21 protein-coding genes and 1 pseudogene are annotated in these 18,449 nt (G+C 71.7%); 10 read left to right on the top strand and 12 right to left on the bottom strand.

The features are described from left to right. Nucleotides 1-120 precede the first annotated feature (120 nt). Nucleotides 121-687, bottom strand: a complete 567-nt coding sequence (locus ACE1OA_RS12725; RefSeq protein ID WP_356606794.1) for a TetR/AcrR family transcriptional regulator — start codon at nucleotides 685-687, stop codon at nucleotides 121-123. After that, complete coding sequence (locus tag ACE1OA_RS12720; RefSeq protein ID WP_356779043.1) at nucleotides 684-1,046, bottom strand: DUF1304 domain-containing protein; 363 nt, start codon at nucleotides 1,044-1,046, stop codon at nucleotides 684-686. Before ACE1OA_RS12720 ends, ACE1OA_RS12725 begins: the two co-directional genes overlap by 4 nt. A gap of 129 nt (nucleotides 1,047-1,175) precedes the next feature. On the opposite strand from ACE1OA_RS12720, the gene ACE1OA_RS12715 reads away from it, so the two are divergent. Then, a complete protein-coding gene (locus ACE1OA_RS12715; RefSeq protein WP_432752789.1) occupies nucleotides 1,176-1,871 on the top strand; it encodes a DUF1707 SHOCT-like domain-containing protein in 696 nt (231 codons plus the stop codon). A gap of 246 nt (nucleotides 1,872-2,117) precedes the next feature. Then, on the top strand, nucleotides 2,118-2,486 hold the full coding sequence (locus ACE1OA_RS12710) for a WhiB family transcriptional regulator (RefSeq protein WP_356606800.1): 369 nt from the start codon (nucleotides 2,118-2,120) through the stop codon (nucleotides 2,484-2,486). Between the two features lie 107 nt (nucleotides 2,487-2,593). Here the strand turns inward: ACE1OA_RS12710 and glpX are convergent, their stop codons facing one another. Then, nucleotides 2,594-3,625, bottom strand: a complete 1,032-nt coding sequence (gene glpX, locus ACE1OA_RS12705; protein ID WP_147981001.1) for a class II fructose-bisphosphatase — start codon at nucleotides 3,623-3,625, stop codon at nucleotides 2,594-2,596. A gap of 118 nt (nucleotides 3,626-3,743) precedes the next feature. Here glpX and ACE1OA_RS12700 point away from each other — a divergent pair, with 118 nt between their 5' ends. After that, a complete protein-coding gene (locus tag ACE1OA_RS12700; RefSeq protein WP_356606802.1) occupies nucleotides 3,744-4,277 on the top strand; it encodes a DUF4245 domain-containing protein in 534 nt (177 codons plus the stop codon). Between the two features lie 157 nt (nucleotides 4,278-4,434). Here the strand turns inward: ACE1OA_RS12700 and ACE1OA_RS12695 are convergent, their stop codons facing one another. The 4 genes from ACE1OA_RS12695 to ACE1OA_RS12680 form a co-directional block, all read right to left on the bottom strand. Further along, entirely contained in the window at nucleotides 4,435-5,025 is a 591-nt protein-coding gene (locus tag ACE1OA_RS12695) for a malonic semialdehyde reductase (RefSeq protein ID WP_147981003.1), read from the bottom strand. Between the two features lie 168 nt (nucleotides 5,026-5,193). Further along, complete coding sequence (locus tag ACE1OA_RS12690; RefSeq protein ID WP_356606805.1) at nucleotides 5,194-5,427, bottom strand: exodeoxyribonuclease VII small subunit; 234 nt, start codon at nucleotides 5,425-5,427, stop codon at nucleotides 5,194-5,196. Nucleotides 5,428-5,646: 219 nt separating this feature from the next. Then, entirely contained in the window at nucleotides 5,647-6,861 is a 1,215-nt protein-coding gene (gene xseA / locus ACE1OA_RS12685) for an exodeoxyribonuclease VII large subunit (RefSeq protein ID WP_356606807.1), read from the bottom strand. A gap of 152 nt (nucleotides 6,862-7,013) precedes the next feature. Then, complete coding sequence (locus ACE1OA_RS12680; RefSeq protein WP_432752788.1) at nucleotides 7,014-8,357, bottom strand: APC family permease; 1,344 nt, start codon at nucleotides 8,355-8,357, stop codon at nucleotides 7,014-7,016. A 140-nt stretch (nucleotides 8,358-8,497) separates the two neighbouring features. On the opposite strand from ACE1OA_RS12680, the gene ACE1OA_RS12675 reads away from it, so the two are divergent. Both ACE1OA_RS12675 and ppgK read left to right on the top strand, forming a co-directional pair. Beyond that, the gene (locus tag ACE1OA_RS12675; RefSeq protein ID WP_356606810.1) at nucleotides 8,498-9,517 is read left to right on the top strand and encodes a 4-hydroxy-3-methylbut-2-enyl diphosphate reductase; all 1,020 of its coding nucleotides are present in this window, start codon (nucleotides 8,498-8,500) and stop codon (nucleotides 9,515-9,517) included. Between the two features lie 198 nt (nucleotides 9,518-9,715). Next, nucleotides 9,716-10,456: a polyphosphate--glucose phosphotransferase gene (gene ppgK / locus ACE1OA_RS12670; protein ID WP_356606812.1), complete on the top strand. Its 741-nt coding sequence runs from the start codon at nucleotides 9,716-9,718 to the stop codon at nucleotides 10,454-10,456. Between the two features lie 72 nt (nucleotides 10,457-10,528). On the opposite strand, the gene ACE1OA_RS12665 is transcribed toward ppgK, so the two are convergent. After that, nucleotides 10,529-11,095, bottom strand: coding sequence for a DUF6542 domain-containing protein (locus ACE1OA_RS12665; RefSeq protein WP_432754059.1), 567 nt, complete (start codon nucleotides 11,093-11,095; stop codon nucleotides 10,529-10,531). 330 nt (nucleotides 11,096-11,425) lie between these two features. On the opposite strand from ACE1OA_RS12665, the gene ychF reads away from it, so the two are divergent. Beyond that, complete coding sequence (gene ychF / locus ACE1OA_RS12660; RefSeq protein WP_147981009.1) at nucleotides 11,426-12,514, top strand: redox-regulated ATPase YchF; 1,089 nt, start codon at nucleotides 11,426-11,428, stop codon at nucleotides 12,512-12,514. Nucleotides 12,515-12,641: 127 nt separating this feature from the next. On the opposite strand, the gene ACE1OA_RS12655 is transcribed toward ychF, so the two are convergent. Both ACE1OA_RS12655 and ACE1OA_RS12650 read right to left on the bottom strand, forming a co-directional pair. After that, nucleotides 12,642-13,034 carry a DNA-binding protein gene (locus ACE1OA_RS12655; protein WP_386541172.1) on the bottom strand — a complete coding sequence of 131 codons (393 nt, stop codon included), beginning with the start codon at nucleotides 13,032-13,034 and terminating at the stop codon, nucleotides 12,642-12,644. Then, nucleotides 13,034-13,285, bottom strand: a complete 252-nt coding sequence (locus tag ACE1OA_RS12650; RefSeq protein WP_018845686.1) for a hypothetical protein — start codon at nucleotides 13,283-13,285, stop codon at nucleotides 13,034-13,036. Before ACE1OA_RS12650 ends, ACE1OA_RS12655 begins: the two co-directional genes overlap by 1 nt. Nucleotides 13,286-13,431: 146 nt before the next feature. On the opposite strand from ACE1OA_RS12650, the gene ACE1OA_RS12645 reads away from it, so the two are divergent. Continuing rightward, nucleotides 13,432-15,612: a DEAD/DEAH box helicase gene (locus ACE1OA_RS12645; protein WP_432752787.1), complete on the top strand. Its 2,181-nt coding sequence runs from the start codon at nucleotides 13,432-13,434 to the stop codon at nucleotides 15,610-15,612. 253 nt (nucleotides 15,613-15,865) lie between these two features. Next, on the top strand, nucleotides 15,866-16,069 hold the full coding sequence (locus tag ACE1OA_RS12640) for a hypothetical protein (protein ID WP_386541168.1): 204 nt from the start codon (nucleotides 15,866-15,868) through the stop codon (nucleotides 16,067-16,069). Nucleotides 16,070-16,181: 112 nt separating this feature from the next. Here ACE1OA_RS12640 and ACE1OA_RS12635 read toward each other — a convergent pair whose 3' ends face one another. Further along, a complete protein-coding gene (locus ACE1OA_RS12635; protein WP_432752786.1) occupies nucleotides 16,182-16,763 on the bottom strand; it encodes a Uma2 family endonuclease in 582 nt (193 codons plus the stop codon). Between the two features lie 89 nt (nucleotides 16,764-16,852). Between ACE1OA_RS12635 and ACE1OA_RS12630 the strand changes: the two are divergent. After that, a pseudogene (locus tag ACE1OA_RS12630) lies at nucleotides 16,853-17,226 on the top strand (helicase-related protein); the annotation flags it as partial. A gap of 148 nt (nucleotides 17,227-17,374) precedes the next feature. Here the strand turns inward: ACE1OA_RS12630 and ACE1OA_RS12625 are convergent. Beyond that, nucleotides 17,375-17,809 carry an ester cyclase gene (locus ACE1OA_RS12625; protein ID WP_356606819.1) on the bottom strand — a complete coding sequence of 145 codons (435 nt, stop codon included), beginning with the start codon at nucleotides 17,807-17,809 and terminating at the stop codon, nucleotides 17,375-17,377. 143 nt (nucleotides 17,810-17,952) lie between these two features. Here ACE1OA_RS12625 and ACE1OA_RS12620 point away from each other — a divergent pair, with 143 nt between their 5' ends. Next, on the top strand, nucleotides 17,953-18,435 hold the full coding sequence (locus ACE1OA_RS12620) for a cupin domain-containing protein (RefSeq protein WP_356779035.1): 483 nt from the start codon (nucleotides 17,953-17,955) through the stop codon (nucleotides 18,433-18,435). The last annotated feature ends 14 nt before the right edge of the window (nucleotides 18,436-18,449 follow it).

Here is an 18,449-nt window from a genome sequence, read left to right as displayed (position 1 = left end):
TCGGCAAGACGGCGCACCGCCTCCGTTGGCGGTGCGCCCTCCAGCGTAGAACGCGGCGGGGGCCCCGATCCTGTGAGGTAAGGCTCACTTGCGGGGTGCGGGCCGCCAGGGCCGCGGGGGTCAGGGCAGCGGGGTGCGGTGCAGGGCGATGAGGAGGCGCCAGGTCCGGCCCGCGATCCGGTCGGGGGAGGCGTCGATCAGGCCGTGCAGCCAGTCGGCGAGCAGACCCGCGAAGGCCGCCGAGACCGCCGACGCGACCAGGTCCGGCTCCGGGGCGCCGGCCAGTTCCCGCTCGCGCCGGCTGTAGGCGCGCAGTTCGCGGTGGAGCAGGTCGCCGAGGGGGCCGCCGCCGCCCGGGCGCAACAGGCCCCGGTAGAGCGGCGCGTGCGGGGCGAGTCCGGTGAAGAAGGCGGGCAGGGCGGGCGGCGGGACGGCCGGGTCGGGTGTGCCGCGCCAGGCGTGCAGGGCGTCGACCGCCTCGCGCACGACGTCGGCGCAGGCGTCGACGGCGAGCGCCTGGAGGTCGGGGTAGTGCAGGTAGAAGGTGGCGCGGCCGACCCCGGCCCGGCGCACCAGCGCGGCGACGCCGACCTCGTCGAGGGGGCGCGTGGCGCACTCCTCCAGGAGGGCGGCGCGCAGCTTGGCGCGGGTGCGGGCGGTGCGGGGATCCTCGGTCGGGCTGGTCACCCGGCCCACAGTACGGCGGCCAGGGCGAGGGCCCCGGGCAGGGCCTGGGCGAGCAGGATGCGGCGGTTGGCGGTCAGGCCGCCGTAGATCCCGGCGATCACCACGCAGGACAGGAAGAAGACCTGCACCTGGTGGCCGGTGGGGTCGGCGGCGATCAGGCCCCAGACCAGGCCGGCGGCGAGGAAGCCGTTGTAGAGGCCCTGGTTGGCGGCGAGGGGGGCCGTCCTGCGGGCGGTCTCCGCGTCGAAGCCGGAGAGTTCGCGCCCGGGCCGGCGCTCCCAGAGGAACATCTCCAGAACGAGGATGTAGGCGTGCAGGGCGGCGACGAGGCCGACGAGGACATGCGCGGTAATGGACACATGTCCAGAATACATGGACAGGTGTCCGGGAACCTCCGGGTGAAGGGTGACGGGCGGACGTCGCGGGCTCGAGGAGATCGCCCGGACAGGGCCTAGTCGCGATCTATCGCGTTTCGCTAACCTGGGTTCGTGGACCTCGAAAAGCAGCCCCAGAAGCCGGTCGCCCCCGCCGAACCCGCCCCCGTCCCGCCCGGCGACGCCCTGAGGGCCTCGGACGCGGACCGGGACCGGATCGCGGACATCCTCCGGGACGCCCTCGCCGAGGGGCGGCTCGACGCCGAGGAGCACTCGGACCGGATCGACGCCGTCTACCGCGCCAAGACCCTGGGGGAGCTGGAGCCGATCGTCCGGGACCTCCCGGCCGGGGCCCGGCCGCGCCGGGAGCCCGAGTCGGCGTACGCGTACGGTTCCGACGAGGACCCGGGCCCCTCCGACAACCTCGTCGCGATCTTCTCCAGCACCACCCGCAAGGGCCGTTGGCGGGTCGGCCGCCGGACCAACGCGTTCGCGCTCTTCGGCAACATCGAGATCGACCTGACCGAGGCGCTCTTCGCGCAGCGCCTGACCACGATCAACGCCACCTCGATCTTCGGGAACGTGGAGGTGCGGGTGCCGGAGAACATCAGCCTGCGCGGCAGCGGCACCGGGATCTTCGGCAACTTCGACGTCGTGACCCTGGAGGGCGCGGACCCGCAGGCCCCCGTCGTCGTGATCAACGGCTACTCGGTGTTCGGCAACGTCGAGGCCAAGCCCAAGCGCGGCAAGTGGATCACGGACCTCCAGAACCACGTCCAGAAGCAGCTGCGCAAGCACCTCGGCCACTGACGGCCGGGGGAGGCGTCGGGTCGGCGGGCGCGGTGCCGGTCACCGGCCGTACGGCGTGGGCGTCCCGTCCGTCCCGCTGCGGGTGTCACCGTCACCGGCCGGACGCGAGGGGCGGGAGTGACCGGAATCCGTCGCCAGGGTTCCGCACTCCGGAACTCGGCGGCACGCAGTGCATAGGCGCGCGCACAGCGGGTAGGGCTTGCTGCATCGTCTCTCGCTCGCGAAGCCGTCGTCAGGAGTAGACCCGTGCTGCATCCGCCGCATCAGCCCCTCCAGGTCGCCGCCGTTCCTCCTCAGCGTGCCCCCGCGCGGGAGGACGAGGCGGGCCCCTGGCACACGGAGGCGGTGTGCCGCCGGGACGAGGCCGGACTGTTCTTCGCCCCGTCCAAGGAGCCGACCGCCTCCCGCCTGGCGCGTGAGGAGGCCGCCAAGCGCGTCTGTGCCCGCTGTCCCGTGATGGTCGAATGCCGGGAGCACGCCCTGCTCCAGCCGGAGCCGTACGGCGTGTGGGGCGGACTGACCGCGGCCGAGCGCCGTGTGGTGCTCGCCCGGCGCCGGCGGCGCGACGTGGAGCTCAAGAAGGCGACGACGGAGCGGATCGCCGCGGCCGGCTGAGCCGCCGGGTCTCCCGCCCCGTACGGAAAGGGGCGCCCCCACCGCACATGGGGGCGCCCCTTTCCGTCGGGCCGTCGGCGCGTCCGCGCCGCAGGACCGCCGCGTGGTTACTTCGCGCGGTCGAAGTCGATCTTGCTGTACGCGCGCAGCTTCGACAGCCGGTGCGTGGAGTCGATCTGGCGGATCGTGCCGGACTTCGAGCGCATCACCAGCGAGGACGTGGTCGCGGTCTCGGAGCGGTAGCGGACGCCGCGCAGCAGCTCGCCGTCCGTGATGCCGGTCGCGACGAAGAACACGTTGTCGCCGCTGACCAGGTCGTTCGTGGAGAGGACGCGGTCCAGGTCGTGGCCCGCGTCGATCGCCTTCTGGCGCTCGGCCTCGTCCTTCGGCCACAGCTTGCCCTGGATGACACCGCCCAGGCACTTGATCGCGCAGGCCGAGATGATGCCCTCCGGCGTGCCGCCGATGCCGAGCAGCATGTCGACGCCGGTGCCCTCGCGGACGGCCATGATCGAGCCGGCGACGTCGCCGTCGGAGATGAACTTGATCCGGGCGCCGGTCTCGCGGATCTCCTTGACGATGCCCTCGTGGCGGGGGCGGTCCAGGATGACGACCGTGACGTCCTCGGGGGCCATGCCCTTGGCCTTGGCGACCCGGCGGATGTTGACCGACACCGGGGCGTTGATGTCGACGAAGTCGGCGGCCTCGGGGCCCGTGACCAGCTTGTCCATGTAGAAGACCGCGGACGGGTCGAACATCGTGCCCCGGTCCGCGGCGGCCAGGACGGCGATGGCGTTCGGCATGCCCTTGGCGTTGAGCGTGGTGCCGTCGATCGGGTCGACCGCGATGTCCACCTCGGCGCCGGTGCCGTCGCCGATGCGCTCCCCGTTGTACAGCATGGGGGCTTCGTCCTTCTCGCCCTCGCCGATGACGACGACGCCGTTCATCGAGACGGTGGAGACGAGGGTCCGCATGGCGTTGACCGCCGCGCCGTCGGCACCGATCTTGTCGCCTCGGCCGACCCAGCGGCCGGCGGCCATGGCGGCCGCCTCGGTCACCCGGACCAGCTCCAGGGCGAGGTTGCGGTCGGGGGCCTCGGGGGAGACCTCGAGCTCGGACGGCAGATGATGCTCGGTCATCGGAGCGCACCTTTCTGTACGGCGACGGCCGGAAGTAAAGAGGGTGCTGCGACTCTATCGGTACGTCGACAATTTGAGCAGAGGGGCCCACGTATGAGCACAACACCATGATGCGACCATGGGGGGCGTGGCAGGTATGCGAGGCAGGCAGACGGTACGCGGGATGTTCCAGTCCCTGGCGGTGATCATGATCGCCGCGGGCGTGATGTATCTCTTCATCCCGCACGACGAGACGGCGGCTCCGGTCAAGGCCAAGGACTACCGGGTCGAGCTCCTGACGGCCCAGCGGGCGGCGCCGTATCCGGTGCTCGCCCCGGAGGGCCTGGGCGAGGACTGGAAGGCCACGGTCGTCTCGTACAAGCGCGACCAGGACAACGCCTGGCAGCTGGGCTTCCTGGACCCGGACACCCAGTACGTCTCGCTGCACCAGTCGACGGCGGCGCCCAAGGAGTTCGTCCCCGAGGTGACGCAGCAGGCCGAGAACTCCGGCCGGACGCAGACGGTGGCCGGCCAGGTCTGGCAGCGCTGGGAGGGCCCGAAGTACGACGCCCTCGTGCGCACGGACGGCAAGGCGACGACCGTCGTCACGGGCACGGCCTCGTTCGACCGTCTGGCGGAGATGGCCGCCGCGCTCCAGTCGAAGAAGGCGTGAGCCCGCCGCCGCACGGGACGGCGTGACCGCACGCCGGTCGCGTGGGCGGTGCGGGTGGACGAACGGCACGGTGGGTGAGACACGACGGAGCCCCCGGGCGCGATGCGCTCGGGGGCTCCGTCGTGTCGTGGCGCGCGAGGCGTCGGGCCGCGACGGCTCAGACGGTGGTGACGACGTCGTCGTAGTCCAGGCGCGGGGAGCGCGGGAACCAGGCGTCCTCGCCGGGCTTGCCGATGTTGACGACCATCAGCGGGGTGTGGTCGGCGTCCAGGAACTCCTTCTGGAGGCCGGCGAAGTCGAGACCGGTCATCGGGCCGGCGGCCAGGCCGGCGGCGCGGACGCCGATGATGAAGTACGCGGCCTGGAGGGCGGCGTTCAGCAGGGCCGAGCCCTCGCGGACCGGGCGCTCGGCGAAGAACATGTCCTTGGCCTGCGGGAAGTGCGGGAGCAGGGCCGGGAGCTCCTCGTGGAACTCGTTGTCGGCGGACAGGATCGCGACCAGCGGGGCGGCGGCGGTCTTGGGCTGGTTGCCCTCGGCCATGTGCTTGACCAGGCGCTCACGGGCCTCGGGGGAGCGGACCAGGGTGATGCGCAGCGGCGTCTGGTTGAAGGCGGTCGGGCCGAACTTCACGAGGTCGTAGATCGCCTGGACCTGCTCGTCGGTCACCGGCTCGTCGGAGAACGTGTTGGCGGTGCGGGCCTCGCGGAAGAGGAGGTCCTGGGCGGCGGGGTCAAGAACGAGAGACATGCTGCGTACCTTCCGGACAAGCAGGGGGTGTTCGAGCGACGTCCCCGACGGTACGCCCCGGATAGGTTAATTTTCAACTAACCAATACGGATAGTGATCCGGTTCACAGGCTCCAGCGTACCCCGGCCGTCCGGAGCCGGGCGTCCCGGCCACCTCCGCCGCCGCGACCTACGCCTCCCCGTCCGTCCCGGCCTCCTCCTCCGCCGCGAGCGAGGCGTCCAGGCGGGCCCTGGCCCCCTCCAGCCAGCGCCGGCACACCTTCGCCAGCTCCTCCCCGCGCTCCCAGAGCGCCAGGGACTCCTCCAGGGAGGTCCCACCCGCCTCGAGGCGCCGTACGACCTCGATCAGCTCGTCCCGCGCCTGCTCGTACCCGAGCGCGGCCTGTTCCGTCGTGCCTGCCATGCCTGTCACCCTCCGTGTGGGATCCGATGTCCGGGATCGGACTGTGTGGGTCGGACTGTGTGGGTCGGACTGTCTGGGTCGGACTGTGTGTGGCCCGGACTGTGCCGGGCCGGACCGGGTCCGGGCCGGACTCTGCGCGGGCGGACTCTGTGCGGGACCGGACCGTCGATCACGCAGCGGGGCTGTCCGCGAACCGGCGCCGGTCACGAAGCGCGCGGATCACGAACCGTCGACGCGGCGCACCGGGAACTCGCCCGCCGCGACGCGGGCCCTCAGCTCCTCGCCCGCCGCGACCTCCTCCGGGTCCCGGACGACCGTGCCGTCGGCGCGCTGGAGCACGGCGTACCCGCGTTCCATGGTCGCCGCCGGTGAGAGCGCCCGGACCCGCGCCCGCGTGTGGGACAGTTCCGAGTCGGCCCGGTCGAGCAGGTGCCGCAGGGTCCGGCGGCTCCGCGCGAGCACCGCGTCGAGCTCCTCCTCGCGCACCTCGACCATCCGCTGGGGATGCTCCATGACCGGGCGGGCCAGCGCGTGCGCGAGACCGCGCTCCTCGCGCTCCAGCAGCCCCCGCACGCTCCGCAGCGCCCGGTCGCGCAGCCCCTGCACCCGGTCCAGCTCCTCGCCGACGTCCGGGACCACCTTCTTGGCCGCGTCGGTCGGGGTGGAGGCCCGCAGGTCGGCGACCAGGTCGAGGAGGGGCGAGTCGGGTTCGTGGCCGATCGCGGAGACGAGCGGAGTGCGGCACTCGGCGACGGCCCGGACGAGCTGCTCGTCCGAGAACGGCAGCAGATCCTCCACGCTGCCGCCACCCCGGGCCACGATGATCACGTCGACCTCGTCGTGGGCGTCCAGCTCCTGCACGGCCTGCACGACCTGAGGGACGGCCTTCACCCCCTGCACGGCCACGTTGCGCACCTCGAAGCGCACGGCGGGCCAACGGCGCCGGGCGTTCTCCAGGACGTCCCGCTCGGCGGCGGACGCGCGTCCGCAGACGAGGCCGACGAGCTGGGGGAGGAAGGGCAGCGGCTTCTTGCGGTCGAGGGCGAACAGGCCCTCCGCGCCCAGGCTCCGCTTCAGCTGTTCGAGCCGGGCGAGGAGCTCGCCGATGCCGACCGGCTTGATCTCCACGGCCCGCAGGGAGAGCTGCCCGCGCGGCGCGTACCACTCGGGCTTCGCGTGCACGACGACCCTCGCGCCCTCGGAGACGACGTCGGCCACGGCGTCGAAGACCTGGCGGTAGCAGGTGACGCCGATGGAGATGTCGTACGAGGGGTCGCGCAGGGTCAGGAACACCACTCCGGCCCCCGGCCGCCGGGAGAGCTGCGTGATCTGCCCCTCGACCCACACGGCCCCGAGCCGGTCGATCCACCCCCCGATGAGCCGGGAGACCTCACCTACGGGCAGCGGCGCTTCTGCGGACGTGTTGAGACCCATGCGCCGAGACTAGCGGCGACCACGGACATGTCACGGCGCCCGCGGACGCGCGGCCCGTCCGCCGTTCACCCCCGGTGCGTGGCGCGGCCCGCCTCGTGACGCCCGTGGCCCGCCCGCTGTTTCCCCGGCGCCTCACGCGGCCCGTCAGCCGTTCACCCCCGGTGCGCCGCGCCCTGCACCGCGAGGACCACCATCCCCACGCCCAGCCAGATCACGCCCACCAGCTGCGCCGACACCGACGCCTCCACGATGACCGCCACCAGGATCCCCGCCCCCACCACCGGCGCCACCACGTGCCGCCACCACCGCGGCGGCCCCTCCATCCGCCGCACCGCGAACCAGCCCACCACGCTCGCGTGCAGCAGCACGAAGGCCGTCAGCGCCCCGACGTCGACCACCGACACCAGGTGGTCGAGTCCGTCGTCCCGCCGCGCCGCCCACACCGCCGCCACCATCGTCACCGCGGCCGCCAGGAGCAGCGCCACCCGCGGCACCCCGGAGTCGGTCCGGGCCAGCACATGCGGCAGCCGCCGGTCCCGTGCCATCGCGAAGAGCAGCCGGCCGGCCGCCGCCTGCCCCGCCAGCGCCGCGAAGGCCGCGCCGATCGCCTTGCTCGCCGCCACCAGGTCGTGCAGCCAGGTCCCGACGGACGCGTCCACCGCGTCGTAGAACGCCGAGCCCTGCTTCGCCGGCGCGGCCGCCAGCTCGGCCGACGACACCGGTCCGATGAGCGCCACCAGGTAGGTCTGGATCACGAACAGCACGCCCGCGAGCGCCAGGCAGAACAGCACGGCGCGGGCCACCTTCTCCGAGCCCCCCGTCACCTCCTCCGCGAAGGAGGCGATCGCGTCGAAGCCCAGGTACGACAGGACCGCCACCGACACCGCGGCCAGCACCGACGAGAAGGAGAACATCGCGTCGCCGGTCAGCGGCGACCACCAGTCGCGCCGGGCCCCGTCCTCGACCAGCGCCGTCACCGCCGACGCCACGAAGACCAGCAGCACCACGATCTCCAGGGCGAGCACCACGAAGCCCACCCGGGCCGCCGCCCGCACGCCCCACAGGTTCAGCAGGGTCGTGACCACCACGGCGATCCCGGTCCACACCCACCGGTCCACCTCCGGGACCAGCGCCTCCATCGCGATGCCCGCGAAGAGGTAGGCCACGGCCGGGATCAGCAGGTAGTCGAGCATCACCATCCAGCCGGCGATGAACCCCGGGCCCTCGCCCAGCCCCTTGCGGGCGTACGTGAACACGGAACCGGCCTGCGGGGCGACGCGCACCATCTGCGCGTAGCTGAAGGCGGTGAAGCCCATGGCGACCGTCGCCACCAGGTACACCAGCGCCACCGCGCCGTGCGACTTCGCGTCCAGGGTGCCGAAGACGCCGACCGGGGCCATGGGCGCGATGAAGAGCAGCCCGTAGACGACAAGGTCGCGGAACCCCAGGTTCCGACGCAGTCCGGTGTGCTCTGACACCCGTGCTTCCTCGGCCATGCGCCCAGTCTCGGCCACGGTGTCGATCACGCCCCGGCGACGCGGCCGGGGGCGGGGCGGACGATGCGGCCGGGGGCGGGGCGGACGATGCGGCCGGGGGCGGGGCGGACGATGCGGCCGCCTTTCCGCGCGGCCTTACGATGGGACGCATGACTGCTACGCCCGCGCCCAACCGCCCCAAGCGTGTCCTGCTCGCCGCTCCCCGTGGTTACTGCGCGGGCGTCGACCGTGCCGTGATCGCCGTCGAGAAGGCCCTGGAGCAGTACGGCTCGCCGATCTACGTCCGTCACGAGATCGTGCACAACAAGTACGTCGTGCAGACCCTGGAGCGGAAGGGCGCCATCTTCGTCGACCAGGCGACCGAGGTGCCGCCGGGCAACATCGTGATGTTCTCCGCGCACGGCGTGGCACCGACCGTCCACGAGGAGGCCCGCCAGGGCCGGCTCGCCACGATCGACGCCACCTGCCCGCTGGTCACCAAGGTGCACAAGGAGGCCGTCCGGTACGCCGACGCGGACTTCGACATCCTGCTGATCGGCCACGAGGGCCACGAGGAGGTCATCGGCACCTCCGGCGAGGCCCCCGACCACATCCAGCTCGTCGACGGCCCCGAGGACGTGGCCAAGGTCGAGGTCCGCGACCCGTCCAAGGTCGTCTGGCTCTCCCAGACCACGCTCTCGGTCGACGAGACCATGGAGACGGTGGACGCGCTGCAGGCGAAGTTCCCGCAGCTCATCTCCCCGCCGTCGAGCGACATCTGCTACGCCACCCAGAACCGGCAGACCGCCATCAAGGAGCTCGCCGGCCAGGCCGACCTGGTGATCGTCGTCGGCTCGAAGAACTCCTCGAACTCCATCCGGATGGTCGAGGTCGCCAAGCAGGCCGGCGTGCCGGCCGCGTACCTGGTCGACTTCGCCAGCGAGATCGACGAGACCTGGCTGGAGGGCGTCTCCACCGTCGGCCTGTCCTCGGGCGCCTCCGTGCCGGACGTCCTCGTCGAGGAGGTCCTGGCCTGGCTCTCCGAGCGCGGCTACGCCGACGTGGAGATCGTCAAGACGGCCGACGAGTCGCTGACCTTCTCGCTGCCCAAGGAGCTCCGCAACAAGGACCTGCGGGCCGAGGCCGAGGCGCTCCTGCGGGACCGCGCCGGCCAGGAGTAGTCCCGCGCCGCCGGCCAGGAGTAGTCCCGCGCCGCCGGGCGGGAGCGGCCCCGTACCGGCGGACCGCCCCGCGGCCGCCGGCCGTTCCGCAGCCGCCGGCGGCGGGCCGACCGGATCCGCCGGGCCCGTGAACGGGGCACACCCGCAAGTGGGACGTCGGTGCGGTAACTCCCGCCGTCTGCCCCTAACGTGGGGTCCATGAACGTCTTCGGAGTGGACATCGGCGGCTCGGGCATCAAGGGCGCTCCCGTGGATCTGGAGCGCGGAGATCTGGCCGAGCCCCGCCACAAGGTACTGACCCCGCACCCCGCCACACCCGACGACGTGGCGGGGTGCGTCGCGGAGGTGGTGGCGAACTTCGGCTGGTCGGGTCCCGTCGGGGTGACCTTCCCCGGCGTCGTCACCGGCTCCACGATCCGCACGGCCGCCAACGTCGACAAGTCCTGGGTCGGCGTCGACGCGGGCAAGCTGCTCTCCGACCGTCTCGGGGGCCTGCCCGTGACCGTCCTGAACGACGCGGACGCGGCCGGCGTCGCCGAGATGACCTTCGGCGCGGGCCGGGGCCGCAAGGGCACCGTCATCCTGCTGACCCTGGGCACGGGCATCGGCTCGGCGCTCTTCGTCGACGGCCGGCTCGTCCCGAACACGGAGCTGGGCCACCTGGAGCTGAAGGGGCACGACGCGGAGAAGCGCGCCTCGACGAAGGCCAAGGAGGACGAGGACCTCAGCTGGGAGCACTGGGCGACGAAGCGCCTGCAGAAGTACCTCGACCACGTGGAGATGCTGTTCTCGCCGGAGCTGTTCATCATCGGCGGCGGCGTGAGCAGGAAGGCGGACAAGTTCCTTCCGCTGCTCGACATCACGGCGGAGATCGTCCCGGCGGAGCTGGAGAACAACGCGGGAATCGTCGGCGCGGCGATGGCGGCCGCGGAGCGCTGAGCCGGGGAGGCCGCGCCCGCCGGCCCCGGGCGGCCTGCGTGCGGCCCCCGGGCCGGCCCCGTACGCCCGCGACTACGGGGCGGGGCGCCGGGGTCCGGCACCCGCGCCGGACTTCGCGCCGGACTTCGCGCCGGACTTGGCTCCGGACTTGGCTCCGGACCCGGGTTTCGGCCTCGCCCCGGCGGGCGCGCCCGCGCGTGCGACCCCGGCGGCCCGCTGCCGGCGGCCCATGTCCCGTACCTTCCGGACGCAGGTGATCAGTCCGGCGACGAGGGTGCCGCCGTACAGCCACCCGGCGTGCACCGCGAGCGCGGTGACCAGGGCCATGGCCTGTCCGCCGATGCCGCCGGATCCCCCGGAGATGGGGACCACGCCGACCGCGAAGGCGATGGGCACGCTGATCGGGGCGGTGACCAGGTCGGCGGTGCGGACCCACAGCGCGGTCAGCGCGCTGACCGGCAGGAACAGCAGGCCGAAGACGACCGGCGACCCGTCGAACAGGAGCCAGTCGAGGAAGCCGATCACCAGCATGGTGGCCGACGCGAACAGCCCGGCGCCGAGGCCGGTCAGCCGGGGGTTGGGCAGCCGTCTCAGGGCCACGACGACCGGCGGCGCGGGCCGGCGCACCGGCGCCCCCACCGGCTCGACCCGGACCCGGCCCGGACGCTGCCCGGCGCCGGGGTCGACACGGTAGACGGCGGCACCCTCGACGAGCGCGCCCGGCGGCGTGAGGGGCGTTTGCGGCCGTCGGCGGCCTTGCGGCTGACTTGTCCTGTGCTGCTCCACTCCACCAACGTAGGTCGGGAGGGGCCGGGTCACCGTCACGGGACACGCCCTTTGGGTGACGTTGCCGCCGAGTTCGACCGAAGGTCGCCGTCGCAGGCCGGTTCCGCACGCCCGTAAACTGGGGGATCGGCCCATCATCCGTACGCCCCACCCCGCCTCCACACCGCTAGGGAAGTCGCCAACGTGTCGCTCACGATCGGAATCGTCGGTCTGCCGAATGTCGGCAAGTCGACCCTGTTCAACGCCCTGACCAAGAACGACGTGCTGGCGGCCAACTACCCGTTCGCCACGATCGAGCCCAACGTCGGCGTGGTCGGCGTGCCCGACCCCCGCCTCGGCAAGCTCGCCGAGGTCTTCGCCTCCCAGCGGCAGCTGCCCGCCACGGTCGACTTCGTCGACATCGCGGGCATCGTCCGCGGCGCGAGCGAGGGCGAGGGCCTGGGCAACAAGTTCCTCGCGAACATCCGTGAGTCCGACGCGATCTGCCAGGTCATCCGTGCCTTCAAGGACGAGAACGTCGTGCACGTCGACGGCAAGGTCTCGCCCAAGGACGACATCGAGACGATCAACACCGAGCTGATCCTCGCCGACCTCCAGACGATCGAGAAGGTCCTGCCGCGCCTGGCGAAGGAAGCGCGGATCAAGAAGGACGTGGCCCCGAAGGTCGCGGCGGTCGAGGCGGCGAAGGAGATCCTGGAGCGCGGCGACACCCTCTTCTCGCAGGGCATCCTCCAGGGCTCGGACAAGGCCGAGCTGCTGCACGACCTGCACCTGCTGACCACGAAGCCGTTCCTCTACGTCTTCAACGTGGACGAGGACGAGCTGACGGACGACACCTTCAAGGACGAGCAGCGCGCGCTGGTCGCCCCGGCCGAGGCGATCTTCCTCAACGCCAAGCTGGAGCAGGACCTCGCCGAGCTCGACGAGGAGGACGCCATGGAGCTCCTCCAGTCCGTCGGCGCCGAGGAGCCGGGCCTCGCGACCCTGGCCCGCGTCGGCTTCGACACCCTGGGCCTCCAGACCTACCTCACGGCAGGCCCGAAGGAGGCCCGCGCCTGGACGATCAAGAAGGGCGCGACGGCCCCCGAGGCGGCCGGTGTGATCCACACCGACTTCCAGAAGGGCTTCATCAAGGCCGAGGTCATCTCCTACGCCGACCTGATCGAGACGGGCTCGGTCGCCGAGGCCCGCGCGGCCGGCAAGGCCCGCATGGAGGGCAAGGAGTACGTGATGCAGGACGGCGACGTGGTGGAGTTCCGCTTCAACGTCTGACGCTATGTCAATATCTGTGCCCGACCCGCCTGTTGCTGGGTCGGGCACAGTTGTGTGTCCACAGTGAGTCCTCGATCCCGCGATGCGGTGACAGTGTTTGGCCGGGCGGCATGGCGGCGACGCGGTCTCAGACCTTGACGACCTCCACGGAAGGGCCGCACAGGAGTGTCAGATCCTCGGGGTCGGAGGTGAGGACGGTGACCGGTTGGGGCGCGTTGCGGGCGATGGCGGCGAGAACGGCATCGATGGCGTACTTGTGGCCGTGAAGGTGATGGGTGCGAAGGAGTTCGGCGGCCCGGTCGGTGATCTCCTTGGTGACGTCGTGGACGTCGACGCGGGAGAGGACCCACTTGATGCGGGCCGGGTGAATGCGCTCGTAGTCGGCCTCAAGCGTGGTCATGGCGCTGGTGGCGACTCGGACGCCCTCCTCCGACGCCGCCTGGACCAGGGCCACGACGGTGCGGTCCTTGCGATAGAGCTTCGAGAGTCCTTCGCTGTCGAGCAGGAGGGTGCCGGGCATCAGGCGGCGGCCCCGCCGGCCTGCCGGTGGTCGTGGCGCAGCAGCGCCCGGGCGGCCTCGACCTCCTCGCGGGTGAGGGCCTCGTTGTCGGTCTCGAAGTCGGCGACGATCTCCCGCAGCTTGTCCATGGCGACCCTCTGTTCGAGAGCCTCGGCGACGTAGGCGGAGAAACCGCCGGGCCCGACATGGGCGCGTACGGCCTCTGCGAGATCCTCGGGCAGGCTGATCGAATACTTCCTACTACCGCTCATGGTGCTGATCCTACCGGCGGTCGTAAGCCTGGGGGTGCGAATGACTGACCCGAGGTTCGGTCGGTCCGCAGGGAGCTGCGAACGCTCATCGAGGCCGGGTGTGGGCGGTGGGAAGATGCGGGGAGGGCCAGAGAGGGGCGGGAAGCGTGGGGCGTGGCGAGCGGGACACAGTCGCGAGGGGAGCGCGACTGTATGAGGCGGCGCAGGCAGTGGTCGGTGACCACGGAAGGGCAGTGGAGGGGGTAAGGGCGGCACTGAAGCCGATCCACGATGCGGCGGTGAAGCAGGAGCTCGACGCCATTCCCGTCGCCCGGCTGCAGGACGTCACCGAAGGGCGGCTGCGGCTGGGCAGCGTCGAGAAGAGCGGACTGCGTACCCTGGGCAGTGTTCTCGAAGCGGGCCCCTACCGGCTGCGGCAGATTCCCGGTGTCGGGCAGCGCACCGTCGACCAGATGCTCGCCGCCGCCCGCAGGCTCTCCGAGGCTGTGCACGAGACCGTGGCCGTCCACATCGACGTGGACCGGCCGGAACCGCGCACCACCGCGCTCGTCATGGCCCTGCACGTCCTGGTGGAGGCCGGCCCGGACGCCCGGCGTGCGGTCGACAAGGCCACCGTCCTGGCGGAACGGCTCGGTCCGCTGCTGGCCGACGCTAGGCCCGCCGCCGGAAGGGTCCGGATGCTGCTGGCCGGCCGGGAGAAGAAGGCTCGCGCGTGGGCGGCGGTCGCCGAGACCCGGTCGCTGGTGGACGAGGCGGAGCGGGCCGGCCTGCCCGAGCTGCTCGCCCAGGCGTCGGTGGACCTGCTCCGGGGGCTCTCGTCCGACATCGCGGCCTGGGTGGACTTCGAACTCCGCTCCGCGGAGTACTACAGCCTGCTCGCCGAGATCTCCGGGCGGCTGCCGGACGCGGATGCCGCCGAGGGCTTTCTGCCGGACGAGATCGCGGAGCGGGTACGGACCCAGCACCTCGACGACACGCACCGACGGGTCTCCCTGCGCGGTTACCAGGCATTCGGCGCGCGTTTCGCGCTTGCGCAGCGCAAGGTGATACTCGGCGACGAGATGGGCCTCGGGAAGACCATCCAGGCGATCGCCGTCCTCGCCCACCTGGCAGCCGAGGGGCAGAGTCACTTCATGGTCGTCTGCCCGGCGAGCGTTCTCGTGAACTGGACTCGGGAGATCGAGGCCCGAAGCGCCCTTCGCGTCATGGTGCTCCACGGCCCCGACCGGCACTACGCGTTCGCCGACTGGAAGGGGCGCGGCGGGGTGGGGGTGACCACGTTCGACGCACTGCGCGGATTTCCGGCGCCGGGCGGCGGGGAGATCGGACTCCTCGTCGTCGACGAAGCGCACTCCGTGAAGAACCCGAAGACCAAGCGGTCTCAGTCGGTCGCCCTGTGGACGGAGCGTTGTGAGCGCAGCCTCTTCATGACCGGGACCCCGATGGAGAACCGGGTCGTGGAGTTCCGCAACTTGGTCCAGATGCTCGATGGCGACGTCGCGGACTCCCTCGGTGAACGGGACGCGTTGGCCGGATCGGTCGCTTTCCGCAAGGCTGTGGCCCCTGTTTACCTGCGGCGCAACCAGGAGGACGTGCTGACGGAACTCCCGAGCCTTCAGCAGACCGACGAGTGGGAGGAGCTGAGCGCTTCGGACGAGGAGGCGTACCGCGAAGCCGTGCGCGCGGGCAACTTCATGGCCATGCGCAGGGCCGCGTACATGTGCCCTGAGAAGTCGGCCAAGCTGGATCGGCTCCGGGAGATCGTTCAGGAGGCCGGCGAGAACGGGCAGAAGACGGTGGTCTTCTCCAACTTCAAGGACGTACTGGGCGTGGTGAAGGAGGCCCTCGCGGCCGGAACCGCCAGGGCCACGCCGGTGTTCGGTCCGCTGACCGGCGGCGTCCCGGCCCAGCGTCGCCAGGAGATCGTCGACGACTTCGCCGGTGTCCAGGGCCCGGCGGTGCTCCTAGGGCAGATCCAGGCAGCGGGCGTCGGCCTCAACATGCAGGCCGCCTCCGTCGTCGTCATCTGCGAACCCCAGATCAAGCCGACCATCGAACATCAGGCGGTGGCCCGGGCCCACCGTATCGGCCAGGTCAGGCCGGTTCGCGTGCACCGTCTCCTCGCCACCGGAGGCGTGGACGAACGCATGGTGAAGATGCTGGAAGCCAAGACGCGCCTGTTCGATGCCTACGCCCGCCGCAGCGCCGTGGCCGAAGCCACCCCGGACGCGGTCGACGTGTCGGACACCGAGCTGGCACGTCGCATCGTCGAGGAGGAACAGGCACGTCTGGGTATGGCGGACGAGAGGCCCACGTCATCCGAGTGAGGGTGCCCTCCGGTCCGCAGCCAGTCCGCAGGGCACCCGTAATCGACCGTCGGGAGTCAACGCGTGCCAACGAGGAAATCCCAGATCAGGGTCCTGTGCGAGGCTCCGCCGCAGGTCAGGATCAGCCCGCAGGCATTCCGCTTCAACGTCTGAGCGAGGGCATGACACCACGTCGCTGACGTGGTGAACACGCAGGTCAGAAGGGGCCGGACTCGGTCGAGTCCGACCCCTTCGTCGTCACCGTGCTGGATGGGTGCTGGACATCGCCCTGGTGTGGGTCGAGACCGCCGGCGCCCTCTCGCCCGGGGATCGCGCTCCGGTACGCCTCCTGCCCCTGGCCCCGGAGCGGTGGAGGCACCTTGCTCCGGGGGACCTGATCACGATGTACGAGACCTCGGTAGCCGGCGGGAAGGTCCTGGAGGTGCAGACCCCGTCCGGGGCGGACCATTCCGGCTGACGTCAGGTGTCCTGGAGGTCAGGTGTCCCGGGCCGGCGCGGGGGCCCGGTCGGTGACGCGCCCGGCCCTCGCACACTGACCAGCCGTTCCCTGCCGACGTGGCGCCGACCCCTCAGCCGCTTCGGGGCGGTGTGAGCTTGTCGAGGTCCAGGCTGATCTCGAAGGGGACCGGGCGCTTGAGGGTGCCCCGGAAGATGCCGGCGGGCGCGTAGGCGCCGGTGGGTTCGTCGAGCTCGTAGACGTGGACGACGGGCGCGCCGTCCTCGTCCTCGATGCACCAGTAGTGCGGGATGCCGGCCTCGGCGTACTTCCGGAGCTTGACCGTGCGGTCCCGGTGGGCGGACTCGGGGGAGACGACCTCGATGACGAGGCGCACGTCCTCGGGTGCGTACCAGGTGCGGTCGGGCGCGTAGGAGAGGCCCGTCAGCAGAAGGTCCGGCTCGGGGCGGTTGCGAGCGTCGAGGCGAATCGTCATCTCGCGCTCGACCTCGAGGCCCGTCGGCGCCTGCGCCATGAGAGTGGTGGTCAGCGCGGTGACAAGGCGGCCGTGCCACGACCGCTGCGGGGACACCATGAAGACGAGGGCCCCGTCGATGAGCTCGGTGTGGCGGGGTGCCTCGGGGAGGCGGTCGAGGTCCTCCGCGAACCAGCCCTCCGCGCGCGGCGGGCGCATCCAGTCGGGCAGTGCGGTCATGGGGCAACTCTAGCGATTCCGCGGGTTCGCAGGGGGCCGGTGGACGGCGCCGTACCGGCTCGGATCCGGTGTTCTCGTGGGTGGGAGCGGGCGTGGTGCGGGAAGCCCTGGACACCGGCTCCGCGGACGACGGCCCGGTGTTCGGGCCGCTCACCGGAAGCGTCCCGCCCGGGCGGCGGCGGAAGCTCGTCGACGAGTTCACGCAGGTCACGGGGCCGGCGGTGCTGGTCGCGCAGATCCAGGCGGCGGGCGTGAGCCGGAACATGCGGGCCGCGTCGGTCGTCGTCCTCTGCGAACCCCGGATCAGGCCGACCCTGGAGCACCAGGCGGTGCCCGGGTGCACCGCCTGCTCGCCACCGGCGGGGTGGACGAGCGGATGGTGCGGATGCCGGAGGGCAAGGACCGGCCGTTCGACGCGTACGCCCGCCGCAGCGCGGTCGCGGAGGCGACCCCGGACGGGCTCGCGCGCGGGCGCCGGCCGGCAGGAGCCGCTCCGCGCTCTACGTACCAGCCCGCGTCACGCCGACACCGCGTGCCCGCGACCCACGTAATCAGTCCGCGTCACGCCGGGGCCCCGCGTACCGCCTGCGTACCGCCGTCGTCGCCGGTTCCTAGGCCAGTTCCTCCGGGAGCAGCCCCACCTGCCCCAGGAACTCCATCTGGTCGAAGTAGAGCCGGTAGCTGACGATCCGACCGTCCTTGACCTGGGCGAGGTCGACCCCGCGCAGGTGCAGCTCCTTGCCGGTGGCCGGGAGCGTCTCGCCGGTCGGGAGCTGGATCGGGCCCGTGTTCCGGCCGTCGTAGAAGCCCTCGTCGATGGCCGTGTCGCCGAACTCGAAGGACGCCGAGGGCGTGAACGTCGCGTCCGGGACGGACTCCGTCATCGTGCGCCAGTACGCGACGATCGCCTCCCGGCCGTGGAGCTCGCCGCCGTCCGGCGTGACGGCGACCGCGTCGACGGCGAAGAGGTCGGCGACGACCTTGAGGTCCTGGTTCGAGGTGAGCGACTCGGTGAGGCGGTCCATGACCGCGCGTGCCTCTCCCATGATCCACCTCCTGGTAGGGATCCGGGTGGTTGGCATCCGCTCGTCCTTCCATCTTCCCACCGGGAAGCCCGGGGCGGGAGTCGGCGTTGGCGCTCTCGGGGGTTTCGCCCCCCGCCTGATCCACGGATGCGAACGGAGTTCCCATGTCGTACCCCGAGCCCAGGTATCACGGTGAGAAGGGCGAGGTCAGCGCGTCGTACCGGCCCGCGGGAGCGCCCGCCGAACTCACCGCCGCCAACGGGTCGCAGACGCACTACCTCGCCACGACGGCCTCCACGCAGGGGGAGTTCGGGCTGTACCGCGTCGACATGGCGCCCAAGGCCGGCGGCCCGAGCACGCACTTCCACAGGACGATCTCCGAGAGCTTCTTCATCCTCGACGGGACGGTCCGGCTCTACGACGGCGCGCAGTGGGTGGACGCGCGGAAGGGTGACTTCCTCTACGTGCCGACCGGCGGACTGCACGCCTTCCGCAACGACTCCGACGACCCCGCCTCGATGCTGCTGCTCTTCGCGCCGGGCGCGCCCCGGGAGGAGTACTTCGAGAAGGTGTCGACCGTCGCGGCGATGTCGGAGGAGGAGCGGGCGGAGTTCTTCCTCGAGCACGACACCTACTGGACCGACTGAGTCCGCCGCCGGCC

Source organism: Streptomyces sp. JL2001, from assembly GCF_050917515.1.
Taxonomy (GTDB): Bacteria; Actinomycetota; Actinomycetes; order Streptomycetales; family Streptomycetaceae; genus Streptomyces.
The sequence above is the reverse complement of the archived record's forward strand: the minus strand, read 5'-3'. Positions and strand labels throughout refer to the sequence as shown.

What these genes read in the sequence shown, in the direction of transcription:
- glpX (WP_147981001.1), bottom strand. Translation starts at nt 3,625, where the DNA reads ATGACCGAGCATCATCTGCCGTCCGAGCTCGAGGTCTCCCCCGAGGCC.
- ACE1OA_RS12700 (WP_356606802.1), top strand. Translation starts at nt 3,744, where the DNA reads ATGGGGGGCGTGGCAGGTATGCGAGGCAGGCAGACGGTACGCGGGATG.
- ACE1OA_RS12695 (WP_147981003.1), bottom strand. Translation starts at nt 5,025, where the DNA reads ATGTCTCTCGTTCTTGACCCCGCCGCCCAGGACCTCCTCTTCCGCGAG.
- ACE1OA_RS12690 (WP_356606805.1), bottom strand. Translation starts at nt 5,427, where the DNA reads ATGGCAGGCACGACGGAACAGGCCGCGCTCGGGTACGAGCAGGCGCGG.
- xseA (WP_356606807.1), bottom strand. Translation starts at nt 6,861, where the DNA reads ATGGGTCTCAACACGTCCGCAGAAGCGCCGCTGCCCGTAGGTGAGGTC.
- ACE1OA_RS12680 (WP_432752788.1), bottom strand. Translation starts at nt 8,357, where the DNA reads ATGGCCGAGGAAGCACGGGTGTCAGAGCACACCGGACTGCGTCGGAAC.
- ACE1OA_RS12675 (WP_356606810.1), top strand. Translation starts at nt 8,498, where the DNA reads ATGGGACGCATGACTGCTACGCCCGCGCCCAACCGCCCCAAGCGTGTC.
- ppgK (WP_356606812.1), top strand. Translation starts at nt 9,716, where the DNA reads ATGAACGTCTTCGGAGTGGACATCGGCGGCTCGGGCATCAAGGGCGCT.
- ACE1OA_RS12655 (WP_386541172.1), bottom strand. Translation starts at nt 13,034, where the DNA reads ATGCCCGGCACCCTCCTGCTCGACAGCGAAGGACTCTCGAAGCTCTAT.
- ACE1OA_RS12650 (WP_018845686.1), bottom strand. Translation starts at nt 13,285, where the DNA reads ATGAGCGGTAGTAGGAAGTATTCGATCAGCCTGCCCGAGGATCTCGCA.
- ACE1OA_RS12635 (WP_432752786.1), bottom strand. Translation starts at nt 16,763, where the DNA reads ATGACCGCACTGCCCGACTGGATGCGCCCGCCGCGCGCGGAGGGCTGG.
- ACE1OA_RS12625 (WP_356606819.1), bottom strand. Translation starts at nt 17,809, where the DNA reads ATGGGAGAGGCACGCGCGGTCATGGACCGCCTCACCGAGTCGCTCACC.
- ACE1OA_RS12620 (WP_356779035.1), top strand. Translation starts at nt 17,953, where the DNA reads ATGTCGTACCCCGAGCCCAGGTATCACGGTGAGAAGGGCGAGGTCAGC.